The 12,311-nt window shown below is 68.6% G+C and carries 13 protein-coding genes; 5 read left to right on the top strand and 8 right to left on the bottom strand.

Translation table 11 applies throughout. From position 1 onward, the window contains the following. Nucleotide 1 precedes the first annotated feature (1 nt). Nucleotides 2–622, bottom strand: a complete 621-nt coding sequence (locus ACZ37P_RS30325) for a DUF47 domain-containing protein (protein ID WP_188285542.1) — start codon at nt 620–622, stop codon at nt 2–4. 191 nt (nt 623–813) lie between these two features. Here ACZ37P_RS30325 and ACZ37P_RS30320 point away from each other — a divergent pair, with 191 nt between their 5' ends. Continuing rightward, nucleotides 814–1,209: a metal-sensitive transcriptional regulator gene (locus ACZ37P_RS30320; protein WP_391049799.1), complete on the top strand. Its 396-nt coding sequence runs from the start codon at nt 814–816 to the stop codon at nt 1,207–1,209. Nucleotides 1,210–1,316: 107 nt separating this feature from the next. Here ACZ37P_RS30320 and ACZ37P_RS30315 read toward each other — a convergent pair whose 3' ends face one another. Together ACZ37P_RS30315 and ACZ37P_RS30310 are read right to left on the bottom strand one after the other, a co-directional pair. Further along, on the bottom strand, nt 1,317–1,532 hold the full coding sequence (locus ACZ37P_RS30315) for a hypothetical protein (protein WP_391049753.1): 216 nt from the start codon (nt 1,530–1,532) through the stop codon (nt 1,317–1,319). A gap of 153 nt (nt 1,533–1,685) precedes the next feature. Continuing rightward, nucleotides 1,686–2,642 (bottom strand): SCO4651 family lipoprotein, encoded by a 957-nt coding sequence (locus ACZ37P_RS30310; RefSeq protein WP_467349530.1) that lies wholly within the window; start codon nt 2,640–2,642, stop codon nt 1,686–1,688. Nucleotides 2,643–3,340: 698 nt separating this feature from the next. On the opposite strand from ACZ37P_RS30310, the gene ACZ37P_RS30305 reads away from it, so the two are divergent. Continuing rightward, the gene (locus tag ACZ37P_RS30305; protein WP_467349529.1) at nt 3,341–4,909 is read left to right on the top strand and encodes an FAD-binding oxidoreductase; all 1,569 of its coding nucleotides are present in this window, start codon (nt 3,341–3,343) and stop codon (nt 4,907–4,909) included. A 47-nt stretch (nt 4,910–4,956) separates the two neighbouring features. Here ACZ37P_RS30305 and ACZ37P_RS30300 read toward each other — a convergent pair whose 3' ends face one another. Then, nucleotides 4,957–5,925: a hypothetical protein gene (locus tag ACZ37P_RS30300; RefSeq protein WP_467349528.1), complete on the bottom strand. Its 969-nt coding sequence runs from the start codon at nt 5,923–5,925 to the stop codon at nt 4,957–4,959. A 23-nt stretch (nt 5,926–5,948) separates the two neighbouring features. Then, nucleotides 5,949–6,617 (bottom strand): hypothetical protein, encoded by a 669-nt coding sequence (locus ACZ37P_RS30295; RefSeq protein WP_467349527.1) that lies wholly within the window; start codon nt 6,615–6,617, stop codon nt 5,949–5,951. 246 nt (nt 6,618–6,863) lie between these two features. On the opposite strand from ACZ37P_RS30295, the gene ACZ37P_RS30290 reads away from it, so the two are divergent. Both ACZ37P_RS30290 and ACZ37P_RS30285 read left to right on the top strand, forming a co-directional pair. Beyond that, complete coding sequence (locus ACZ37P_RS30290; protein ID WP_467349526.1) at nt 6,864–8,195, top strand: putative T7SS-secreted protein; 1,332 nt, start codon at nt 6,864–6,866, stop codon at nt 8,193–8,195. A 37-nt stretch (nt 8,196–8,232) separates the two neighbouring features. Then, nucleotides 8,233–8,919, top strand: a complete 687-nt coding sequence (locus ACZ37P_RS30285) for a hypothetical protein (RefSeq protein ID WP_467349525.1) — start codon at nt 8,233–8,235, stop codon at nt 8,917–8,919. Here the strand turns inward: ACZ37P_RS30285 and ACZ37P_RS30280 are convergent. From ACZ37P_RS30280 to ACZ37P_RS30270, 3 genes are all read right to left on the bottom strand, one after another. After that, on the bottom strand, nt 8,897–9,571 hold the full coding sequence (locus ACZ37P_RS30280) for a hypothetical protein (protein WP_467349523.1): 675 nt from the start codon (nt 9,569–9,571) through the stop codon (nt 8,897–8,899). The genes ACZ37P_RS30285 and ACZ37P_RS30280 overlap by 23 nt on opposite strands. Nucleotides 9,572–9,636: 65 nt before the next feature. Further along, nucleotides 9,637–10,347 carry a phosphatase PAP2 family protein gene (locus tag ACZ37P_RS30275; RefSeq protein ID WP_391049765.1) on the bottom strand — a complete coding sequence of 237 codons (711 nt, stop codon included), beginning with the start codon at nt 10,345–10,347 and terminating at the stop codon, nt 9,637–9,639. Nucleotides 10,348–10,606: 259 nt separating this feature from the next. Next, nucleotides 10,607–11,611, bottom strand: coding sequence for a C40 family peptidase (locus ACZ37P_RS30270; protein ID WP_355341827.1), 1,005 nt, complete (start codon nt 11,609–11,611; stop codon nt 10,607–10,609). Between the two features lie 279 nt (nt 11,612–11,890). On the opposite strand from ACZ37P_RS30270, the gene ACZ37P_RS30265 reads away from it, so the two are divergent. Continuing rightward, entirely contained in the window at nt 11,891–12,199 is a 309-nt protein-coding gene (locus ACZ37P_RS30265) for a hypothetical protein (protein WP_093717809.1), read from the top strand. The last annotated feature ends 112 nt before the right edge of the window (nt 12,200–12,311 follow it).

Below are 12,311 nucleotides of genomic sequence, written 5' to 3'. Positions count from 1 at the left end.
GTCAGGACTCCTTGACCGCGATGGTCTCCACCGTGTTCGCCACGTGCTCGAAAGCGTCCGCGGCCTCTTCCAGTACGTCCACGATCTGCTTGAGCTTGAGCACCTCTATGGCGTCGTACTTGCCGTTGAACAGGTGCGCGAGCAGCTTGCGGTGGATCTGGTCGGCCTGGTTCTCCAGCCGGTTGACCTCGATCCAGTACTCGGTGAGGTTGGACATGGTGCGCAGGTTCGGCATGGCTCCCGCGGTCAGCTCGGCCGCCCGTGCCAGCACCTCGACCTGCTGCTCGACGCCCTTCGGCAGCTCCTCGACCTTGTAGAGGACGACCAGGTCAACGGCCTCCTCCATGTAGTCCATGATGTCGTCGAGCGACCCGGCGAGGGTGTAGATGTCCTCGCGGTCGAAGGGGGTGATGAAGGAGGAGTTGAGCTGGTGGAAGATCGCGTGGGTCGCGTCGTCCCCCGCGTGCTCCGCCGCCCGCATTCTCTCGGCGATCTCGGTCCGGGTAGCCGAATCGGCCCCGAGCAGTTCCATGAGGAGCTTCGAACCGGTGACGATGTTGTCCGCGGACGCGGCGAACATGTCGTAGAAGCTCGTCTCCCTGGGGGTCAGACGAAAGCGCACGTGAGGTCCTCGGTGTGCATCGGATTCGGTCTCGTTGATGCTAGGCGCATCATCCGGCCACGGCTAATGGGCGTCACCCAGTGTCGCCCATCCAGAAGTGTCCCCCTCACCGGGGATGCGTCGCACAAGGTGTCGATTCGGTACGATATACCCGGCAGGGGTATAACGGGACAGGAAGGGCGGGGTTGACGATGACGACGGAGGCCAGGGAACCGGCCGGGGTTGAGGCGGAGATCACGCCGGAACAGTCACCTCGGGACGCGGGGGCGGACACGGGTTCCGGCCCATCTTCGCGCCCCCAGGGGCCGCATGGATACAGCCATGACAAGGAGTCCCACCTCAAGCGGCTGCGCCGGATCGAGGGGCAGATCCGCGGCTTGCAGCGGATGGTCGAGGAGGACGTCTACTGCATCGACATCCTCACCCAGGTGTCGGCGAGCACGAAGGGCCTCCAGTCCTTCGCCCTCCAGCTCCTGGAGGAGCACCTGCGGCACTGCGTGGCCGCGGCGGCGGTCGGCGGCGGGCCGGAGATCGACGAGAAGGTGGCGGAGGCGACGGCGGCCATAGCGCGGCTGCTGCGGACGTAGGCGGGGGCGGCTCTTCCGGGGGGTTCGGGGGTTCCAGGGGGTTCCAGGGGTTCCGGGAGCGGCTTTCCCGGTCGTTCCGGGGGGCGTACGGGCGGCGCGCCCCGGTGTCAGCCGGTTGCGCGGTCGGAGAGCGGGGCGCGCACCAGGAGCGCGGGCATCGACTCGCGGTCGCGCGCGACCCCCAGCACCTCGTCGATCCGGGCGAAGCTCAGCCGCTCCTCGTCGGCGGTGGACGCGGCGATCATCAGCTCACCGCAGAGTTCGATCTCCGCGAGGGCCACCGGATCGTCCTGGACGACCAGCATTCCGGGCGACGGCGCCATACGCGCACCACCTCCTCGTCCACGAGTGCCTGGCTCTTGGCTGTCTGCCACTGCCTCAAGCCAGGGTAGGGACCGGCACCCGGTCCGCGCATGGCACGGATGGACCATTTCGACAACGCCCTTTCCGGTGAGGGCCGTTACCGCGAAGAGCCCTTACCCCTGCTGGGAAGAAACGATCTTGCCCGTCCAGATGTCGGCAGCTCGGGGCATGGTGACGGGGACGGCGCGGCCGAAATCGTCGAAGCGAGTGGTAGAGACCACGGTGACGTCGGGCGCGGCGGCGCTCGTCGTACGGCCGCCGGCACCGGTCGTCGTACGGGGGGTGTCGAGGCCGCCCTTGGCGTTCTCGCCGGTCTGCTTGTCGTTCTGTCCGGCCTGCTTGTCGTCCCTCTTGTCGATCTTCTTGTCCTTCTGGTCGTCCGAGCTGAAGGTGAACCGCTGGCTCACCTGGCGCAGCCGCCCCGCCTCGTCCAGCCACGCGTCGAAGGGCACCCGGGTGACCGTGAATCCCTTGGCCGCCGCCTGCAAGGGCCCGCGTACGCCGGGCGCGGCGGCCTTTGCCGCGCGCCCGATGTCGGCGGTCCCCCGGTAGTGCCACACCTTCGTACCGCGCAGGGTCTCGACGCCGACCAGCTCGACGTCCTGGGCGCCGCGCAGCAGTTCGGCGGCGGCCAGCGGCTCGGTGGCGCCGCCGGTCACCAGATTGCCGTCCGGCAGCCGGTCGGTGTCGACGCGTACCCACTTCCCCTCGGGCACGCCCTCGCCGCGGTCCTTCATATAGAGGGCGCCCGGCGTGAGCAGTTCGATGATCGGCTTGTGCTCCTCGGCGCCCGCCGCGTCCCTGGGCAGCAGCAGCCGCAGTTCGCCCTGCCGCTTCACGTAGTCGAAACCGCCGGTGCCGGTGATGGTCAGCCAGGTGCCGCCGCTGGCCATCCGCATCGAGGTGTCCACGTGCGAGCTGCCCGCCCGTACGAGGACGTCCGCGGCACCGCGCACCGCCTGCGCCGGGTCGTGCCCCTTGGCGTCTTTGCCGCTCTCGGCCGCCGCGCCCTGCCCGACGCAGCCGGTGAGCAGGGCGGCCCCGCAGGCGCAGCCGAGCGCCGCGGCCATGGCGGCCTTCGTACGTCCTCGGCGCCGCCGTACTGCCGTCGCGCGCCGTACCGTCGCTACCCCCGGGGCCATCGCCGCCACCATCCCTGAACCATTCCTGGAGCATTCCTGGACCGGCCTCGACCGGCCGGGGCCTTACGGCGTCTAACGACTGTCGGAAGTGCCCCGTCACGCCCGCTACGGTGGTCTCGTGCTCAACTTGCGTGCCGAGCAGGATTCCGCCAGGGCCTCCGTCACAGCTTCAGCCGGAACTCCGTCGGGAACTCCGGCCGACGCTCCGGACGGTGGCCACCGGACGTCGATCGTCGAGCGCGGCTCCTTCGCCGTCGCCCGCTGCTCGTGTGGCTGGAAGGGTCCGGCCCGGCGGGCCAGGGACCGCGCGAGACGCGATGCGGAGGAGCACATCTCCGGCTGACGCGCGCCGCGTTCCCGCCCTTCGCGCCGGTCGCGCCCGGCTGTCCTGCGCTCACCCGGTTGTACTGCGCTCACCCCGCCGTACTGTTCCCACCTCGCTGTACTGCGCTCACCCCGCCGTACCGTCCCCGCCCCGCTGTAGTCTTCTCGCCCCGCGCCTCGCGCTCCGCAACCGGGCTCATGATTCGCACGTCTACGGATAGGCGAAGGCGGTGGGGCAAGTGAGTCGTGTGGAGCCTGCGGTCCTGACGGACCCGGAGGACCGAAGTGACCGGGGTGACCGTATGGACAAGGGCGACCGGGTCGAGCGCAGGACCGCGCTCAAGGCGGGCGGGGCCGTACTGGCCGCCGCCTGGCTGACCGGCTGCGGACCCGACAGCGGCGACGACGCCAAGGGCGGTACGTCCGCGCCCTCGTCGTCCTCCGGCGGTTCCGCCACGCCGACCGCGGCCACCACCGCGCCCCCCGTCAAACCCGACTGGCCGGCCCTCGCCACGTCCCTGGACGGCGGCCTCGTACGCCCGGACGACAGCGCGTACGCCGCCGACCGGATCCTGTACAACACCCGCTTCGACGGCCTGCGTCCGGCGGGCATCGCGTACGTCACCGGCACCTCCGACATCCGCGCCTGCCTCGACTTCGCCCGTCGCACCGCCACCCCGCTGGCCATCCGCAGCGGCGGCCACTCCTACGCGGGCTGGTCGAGCGGCGACGGCCGCCTGGTCATCGACGTCTCCCGGCTCAACTCGATCCGCCTCGACGGCACCACCGCCACGGTCGGCGCGGGCGCCAAGCTCATCGACGTCTACTCCGCCCTCGGCAAGCGGGGCCGGACGATCCCGGCCGGGTCCTGCCCGACCGTCGGCGTCTCAGGACTCGCGCTCGGCGGCGGCCACGGCGTCATGAGCCGCTCCATGGGCCTGACCTGCGACAGCCTCGTCGGCGCCACCATCGTGACCGCCGACGGCCGGGTCCTCGACTGCTCCGCCGACTCCCAGCCCGAGCTGTTCTGGGCGCTGCGCGGCGCGGGCAACGGCCAGTTCGGCGTCGTCACGTCACTGCGCTTCGCCACCCACCCGATGCCCGACGGCGTCGTCACCGGCTACCTCACCTGGCCGTGGAGCCGGGCCGCCGCCGTGATCCGCGCCTGGCAGCGCTGGGGCCCCGACCAGCCGGACCACATCTGGTCCGCCCTGCACCTCGACTGCGACGCCGGCGGCTCCCCCACCGTGGCCGTCCCGATGCTCTCCACCGGCTCCCGCGACGACCTCGCCGCCGCCACCGACCGGCTCGCCGCCGGCATCGGCGCCGACGCCAGCACCGTCTCGCTGCGCCCGCACAGCTATCTCGACGCGACCTTCTCGTACGCGGGCTGCGCCGGTCTGTCCGCCGCCCAGTGCCGTCTGACCCCCGCCGGGCACCTGCACCGCGAGACCTACACCGCGCGCTCCGACTTCTACGACAAGGACCTGCCGGACGCGGGCATCTCCACGCTGCTCTCGGCCGTCGAGCGGCTCTCCGCCCAGTCCGGCGACGGCGCCGGCAGCATCGCCCTCACCGCCCTCGGCGGCGCGGTCAACCGCCCGTCCCCCACGGACACCGCCTTCTGCCACCGCACCTCACGCGTCCTCACCCAATACCTGGCCTCGGACGCCCTCTCCACCACCGGCTGGCTCGACACCACCCACAAGGCCATGTCCCCCTACGCCTCGGGCGCCGCGTACCAGAACTACGCCGACCCCACCCTCCCCACCTGGCGCACCGCCTACTACGGCCCCAACGCCCCCCGCCTCACCGCCCTCAAATCCCACCTCGACCCCCACCGCCTCTTCACCTTCCCCCAGGCCCTCTAGCCCCCCCCGGGGGAAACCCGAGCAAAGGTGAAGCGACCCACCGCGGTTCAGCGGTTGACAGCCTGAATCTCCTGCACGGTGACGTCCTGCTGGAACTCGGAGAATCCCGCGTCCATCGGCGTACCGTTGGGCTGCGAATTCGCGGTCGGTGTCCACCACACGCGCCACGTCATGTCCGCCGTGAACGGATACGTCCCCGCGCTCGCCTTCAGGTACGTGACGTTGCATCCGGCCCCCGCCGAGTTCAACGCCGCCGCCCCGCCGAGGTCGTACTCACAACTCCCCGGCCGCGCGTACTGCGTCCCCGCCTGCACCCTCAGGCTCTGCGGCACCGCCGTCACCGTCGCCGCGAGCACCTGCCCATTCGGCTCCGTGAGCTGCGCCGTCACCGACACCTGCGCGTTCGCCCGCTGGAACTTCACATACGTCGGCAGATTGACCTTCTGATTCTCCGGCGCCGGACTGAGGTCAACACCCTTGGACGGCAGCTTCATCTGCCCGTACGCGGCGTCGGCCAACATCTTCGGCGTGATCTGTCCGGCCGGCGGGTCGGCGGGCGGCCGCCAGAAGTACCCGTCGTCATAGGGGCAGAAGCCATGGTTCGGCTGGTTCAACTGTACTTCGTCCCAGGTAAGGACCCACCAATTACCGTCCTTGCCCTCGTTGTACTTGTACCCGTCCATTTCGTTGTTCTGATCGTTGTAGAAGTTGTAGGTCGTGCCCGACCCGTCGTGACCGGCCTTGTAGAACCGCGCCATGATCTCCGCCTTCATCTGCGCCGGAGTCATGGCCGTGTACCAGCACACCGGCGGCGAGAAGTTGGCATTGGACGACCTCACCGGCTGCGGATTGTCCCCGTCCCCCGTCCCGCGGTGGACGTAGTCCACATGCGCGGTATAGGTGGTCCCGTCCCCGGTGGTAGTAGTGGTTCCAGAGCCTTTGCCTGATTTGCCGTTACCTGCTGAAGCAGTGGTGACGCCCGCAGTCAGCACGGCAGTGCACGTCAGGAGAACCACGCCGCCTCGTACGAGTGTGTGCATCAAGCTACCTGGCACTGCTTCGCCCCCTGAACCCAGGTGTGGTCAAATACGGTCCATTCACCCGAAGGACTCTTGGTCATGAGCAGCGTCCACAAGCGGAAGTCCGAGAGGGACGGCGTCGTGACCGTGACCTTTCCGGTCTTGGAGTCCTTGGCGTAAGCCTTTCGCTGGTCTTCGCAGTACTGCACCGAGACGTTGCCGGTCCCGCCCTGAAGCGTCTTCACCACGGCGTTGTAGTACGGGTAGTCACCTGTGATGACACTTCCGTCCTTGCCCTGCGAGATGATCGAGTCCGCGAAGGTCGCGCCGTGGGCACCCGTCCAGAAGCGCTTGAAGTTCGGCGTCTCCTTTGTGTAAACCTTCGCCTCGAACTCAAGGATTGAGAGCGCCGCGTATTTCGCACTCGACAGAATCGCCTGCTTCTTCGGGTCACTGCTGTCGAAGCCCTTGAAGTCGGTGGTGATGCCCGACGGCAGATCGAACTTCGGAGCGTTCGGCCCCGCCGCCTGCGTAGGCGAAGCCGATGTCGCCGTAGGCGCCGCCGTCGTCACCGTCTCCGACGGCTGAATCTTGTCCGAGCTGTCCGACCCACCCCCACCACAAGCGGTCAGCAGCAGGCCCGCCGACGCTGCGAGGGCGACGGCGATGGGCAGGGATGAGCGGGTCACGATGAGATCCCCCGTGAGTCGTCCAGTTACCGAGTCAGTTGCGCGTAGCCCTTGACATTACCGGCGCGCGTCGTGGGGCTGTAGGGCCCTCCCGTGATCGGTACCGGTTCGCAGCACACTTCACACACCCTTCACTCCCGGAATCGCGCCCACCCCAGGGGCCCCACTTGTCACGTCGATCACCGTACGTATAGCGTCGATCACTCGAACACCAGAGCTTCGGGCGGGGCGGGGAGGGTGGGTTCGATGGGGGACGCGCGGGCGGGGAAGTTCCCGCTGCTCGGGTTCGACCCGACGCCGGGGGACGTGGACAGGGCGCGCGCGCTCGCGCGCCAACTGGGCGATCTGCACGGAGAGTTGACGGCGACCGTCACCGAGCTGGACCGGCTCGACTGCGGCTACTGGAAGGGCGAGGCCGCCACGGCCTTCGTCTCCCACATCGACAGCGACGTCGCGCCCCTGATCAAGAAGGCGCACGACTCCTTCGGCCGCGCCTCCAGCGCCCTGTCCCGCTGGGCCGACCAACTCCACGGCTTCCAGGCCGAGGCCGACGCCCTCGAAAAGGAAGCCGCCACCAAACAGGGCTCCCTCGACCACGCGAAGTCCGCCGCCGACCCGCCCCACCCCCCAGGCGACCGGCCCGCCTTCGTCACCCCCGCCCAACTCGGCAAGGACGCCAAAGCCCAACAAGCCGTCACCGACGCCACCAACGCCCTCGACGGCGTACACCACCGCGCCGAAGAACTCCACAACCGCTTCACCACCGCCGCCACCTCCATCAGCCACGACCTCGACAAGGCTGGCGACATCGCCCCGGACAAACCGGGCCTGTTCAGCCGTATCGCGCACGGCGTCGCGGGCGCTTGGGACGACACTCTCCAATGGGTGAAGGACAACGCCGACATCATCAAGACCATCGGCGACCTCCTGGGCGCGGCCACCGCGCTGCTCGGCGCCATCGCGATCTTCACGGCACCGTTCGAGCCGGTCGGCGCCTTCTTCGCGGCCGCGGCCATCACCTTCGGTGCCGCGACACTCGCCACACACCTTGTGGCCAAGCTCGCCGGAGCGGACGTGAGTTGGCTGACGCTCGGTCTCGACGTCGTGGGAGTGCTGCCGGGCATTCAGGGGTTCACCACGGGCGCGAAGGTGGCAGAAGTGGGCTCCGAGGCGGCGCGCTTCTCCGAATCGGCGGTGAAGGGGCTCTCGCTGACGGTGAAGGCGGTCAAGCCGTACGTGCTGTTCGGGGAACGCGTCGAGCAGGAGTTCATCAAGGGCTCAGGCGTGGTGGGGCGCAGCCGTGCCGCGCTCGAAGGCGTCATCCAGTTCAACCGTACGAATCAGCTCATCGGCACGAAGGTGCTCAACCCCGCGCTCAAGGTGTTCGGTGGCGCGCCGATAGAGGCCCTGTCTCCGGCGGCCCGCGCCATCGACGGCGGCATCAAGCTCACCACCCACGCGGTGACGGTCCCGCTGGAACTGGCCAAGGACATGAAGACGTTGGACAAGACCCACCCGCAGGTAGCCGAGAACATTCGAGTAGCGGGCAAGGCCCTTGCCTGGGCCGCGTCATTCTGACCCGGCAGACCGATCCAGCCGAGGAGGGCGGACATCCATGTCAACGACGACCCAGGACACCGAACAGAACATTCCGCCCTTCTTCTTTGAACTCCCGGACGGGTTCCACCCGTTGCCGCTGGACACGGCGGCCGAAGGCGAGGAGCGGCGGGAAGCGCTGGGACGGCTGGTGCGGGAGATCTACCCGAACGGCGACGACCGGATCTGGAACGGCTTCGCCCCGGTCTACGACGGCGTCACGGACGCGATGCTGGGTGCCGGGTTGGAGTTCGCCGCCATGGGATTCTTCGACACCGGCTCGGGCGGCGTGGCGCAGTGTTCGTTCACGATCGCGGTCGTGCCCTCACAGCACGCTTCGCCGGAGATCGCCGCCAACGGCATTCAGGAAGTGCTGACCCGTACCGCCACCGGAGTCGACGTCCTGCGGCTCGATCTCGCATGCGGCCCGGCGGTGGCCGGCATCTCGGTACAGGAAGTCACCTTCAACGGCGCCTACACGGCGACGGGCAAGGACGCGCCGCTGCGCATGGGCCGACTGCAGGCGTACGTCCCGTTCCCCAACGGACCGTGCCTGGCCGTTCTCACGCTGGAGACCGCCGCCATGGAGTACTGGGAGAACTTCTCGGTGATGCTGGGAACCGTCCTGAAGAGCGTCGCGTTTCCTACCGTGGACGCGCACGCGGCGGGCGAGGCAGCGGGAACTACTCCGCCTGGTCAGGTGTGACTTCGGGGCGGAGCGACGCCAGTTGCCCGCGCAATTCGATGTCCTTGTAGTCGGTCGTGGCGAGCCGGATCCACGATCCGTCCGTGAACGTCAGCACAACGTCCGGAATCAGGTTGTTGAGCCTTCGCAGCGACGTGGCCTTGAGCTTGCTCCGCGACACCTCCCACAGCGGCTCACCCACGGGATCGGTGAACACCACGCGCCGCTGCGTCAGCCAGACGACAGCCTGTGGCTTGTCCGTATTGCGGCCAGGGTCCAGTTGCCAGGGGGCGCCGTACGCGACCGTGCCAGGGTCCGCCCACAGCACGGGGAAGTCGTCGTATTCGTTGGCCCGGTCAAGGTTGGCGGGAATGGCGTTGCTGTCCCGGCTGACGACGGCAAGGGACATGACCAACGACAAGGCGGACTCGGTGAAACGACCGGCCTTGCGCAACGCCGTCTGTCGGGTGTGCTTGACCGGCACCTCGGTGGGGGCGTCACTCGGTGGCCAGTCCGGCAGGCTCTCCGAGATGTCCCGACGTTGGAAGTCCCGAAAGAAGCGCAATCCGTCGACCATCCCGAAGTGCCCGGTGGCGAATTTGACGCCGCCATGGGCAATCAGGCGCTCACCTGGCTCAAGGTCGATCCCGTCGACCCACACATCGTCGGCCACGCTTCGTTCCCTCCCCTTCGGCGGCAGGCTTCACACGACCCCACACGTTCCGCCCGCGACACTGCCTACGCGGCGAGGTCCTTGTCGTGGGCGCTTTGGTGGGGGTAGTGCTGGCCGCGGCGCGGGGGTGCGGGGGTGGTGGTGGCGAGGCGGTGGCGGGAGTGGATGAGGGAGGCCGCGCGGGAGTGGGAGACCGCGGTGGTGAGTGAGGTGAGGAGGGCTAGGGCGAGGGGGGCGAGGAGGAGGGCCGTCGCGGCGCCGAGGGCGAAGCCGCCGATGACGTCCGTGGGGTAATGGACACCCATGTAGACGCGGCAGAAGCCCTCGCCGAGGGCGAGCAGTATGGCGACGGTGCCGACCTTGCGGCTGACCATGAAGAGGGCGACGGCCATGGCGGCGGTCAGCGTGGCGTGGTCGCTCACGAAGGAGTAGTCGGTCTTGCCGTGGACCAGGACGTCGATGCCGTCGTGGTCCACGAAGGGTCTTGGCCGCTGGACCAGGGCGCGGATCGGGATGTTGAGCAGCAGGGCGATGCCGGCGGCGAGGCCGGACCACAGCACACCGGCGACGGCGGCCGGGGCGTCCGGGACCGGGGCGCGGCGGGCGACGCGCCACCAGCACAGGGCGGCCAGCAGTACGGTGAGGCCGATCAGCCCGTACTCGCCGATGAACTCCACGGCCCGGTCGACACCGCGCGGGGCGTGCTTGGCCAGGTCGTTGATGTCGCGGAGCAGGCTGATGTCGGGGTTCACGCTGTCATTGGCGACCGCTGCCATGGGTGGTGCCCCTTACCTAGCAACTCACTGACTGTGCCTGTACGGCTCGGCTCGTCTGCAACCCCCGTCGCTTGCGTCCCGCGCCATTCTCCCCCGTACAACGACCGACACGCTACGTAGCGTTCCGGTCTTCGCCAGAAGATCACCATGCCGTTATCCAAGGGTGACCGGAGAGGACGATCTGGCCCATTTGCGGCCCGGCGCACAGGCCAGAGCCTTACGCAGAGCTGACACGAAAGCCGCGTCGGGCGGCGGGGACTTACAGAGCCGTCGGCAGCGCCGCCGCACCGTCGCGCGTGACGCGGGTCGCCCCGATGTAGTCCGCCGAGCCGATCGGGTCGAAGCGGATCTTGGCCCCGGTGTGCGGCGCGTCGATCATGTAGCCGCCGCCGACGTAGATCCCGACGTGGTGGATGGTGCGCGGGTCGGTCAGGTCGGTGGCGAAGAAGACGAGGTCGCCGGGGAGGAGTTCGGCCCGCGACGGGTGTGCCCCGGCGTTCCACTGGTCGTTGGCCACGCGCGGCAGTTCGATCCCCACCGAGTGGTACGCGGCCTGCGTCAGCCCGGAGCAGTCGAACCGCCCGCCCTGCGCCGCCGTACCCTCACCGCCCCACAGATAGTCGGTGCCGAGCCGCTGCTGCGCGTAGTAGATCGCCCCGGCCGCCTGCTGCGACGGCGCGACCCGGCCGACCGGCGCGGCGAAGCTCTTCGACAGGCTGGTGATGATCTTCACGTAGTTCTGGGTCTCCGCGTACGGCGGGACACCGCCCGCCGTTATCACCGCGTACGCGCCCGCGTTGTACGACGCCAGCATGTTCGCCGTCCGGTCGCCCGGCACGTTCTTCACGTACGACGCCAACTCGCAGTCGTACGAGGCGGCCGACGGGATCGCGTCCTCCGGGTCCCAGACGTCCGCCTTGCCGTCACCGTTGGCGTCGATGCCGTGGGTGGCCCAGGTGCCCGGAATGAACTGCGCGATGCCCTGCGCGGCGGCCGGACTCTGCGCCCGCGGGTTCCATCCGCTCTCCTGGTAGAGCTGCGCCGCCAGCAGTGCCGGGTTGAGCGCGGGGCAGAGATTGCCCCACTTCTGGACGAGCGACTGATATATGGCCGGAACCGATCCCTTGGCGAGCGTCACCGTCCCGCCGCCGCCACCGCCCGCGAGCCCGGCCGCGGCCGAGTACGTGCCCACCACGAGCAGCGCGAGGAACGAAAAGCACAGGCCACAGCCGATAATGACGGGGAGCCAGATCTTCCGCGCCACAGGGCGACCCTTCCTCTCGGTTCCCGAACACGCACTCGTACGGTCTCGTACGTTCCTATCGTTGCCCTACGGTGACGCTCGTGATACACAGAGTAGTCGTCTACGTCCTATCGAACACCGGTCCGCGCACTATTTTGACGGCTACGGGCCGGATCACAGGACGATCCGCCGAGAAAGTCGTTGAGTCGACATGCAACAGCGTCATCCTCGGCCAAGATAGACCCTGGACCCTTGCGCCCCGGCGAGGGAGCCAACTGATCGAGCGGGGTGGTGAGTTACATGTTCGTGGCAGCCGCTAAGGGCGACATCAACACCATCATCGGTGGCATCGCACCGGACTGGGGACCCTTCGGGTCCCTCGGCAATGAAGCACGCGTGATGATCGAAGTGGTCATGGCGGTGGCGATCCTGCTGTGCCTGGCCATCGCGATCTGGGGCGCGGCGAAACAGAGGATCGGCGCGACCGCGCTGCGCGACACCTTCAGCGCGGAGCAGGGCAAGGGATTGATCATCGCCGGGCTGACCGGCGTGTTCATCATCGGATCACTCGGCACGCTGTTCACCATCGTGTACGGGATGGCCGTCTAGACCCGAGACCCGCTGGAAACAGCCGCCCGTCCCACTTCGTATCCGCTTCTCCGTCGACGTCCCTGGAGCCCGTCCCAGGCTCCACCTTCCCACCTGAGGCTGCGTGCTGATG

The organism is Streptomyces sp. NPDC024632 (genome assembly GCF_055559175.1).
This window is presented reverse-complemented; position numbering and strand designations above follow the sequence as displayed.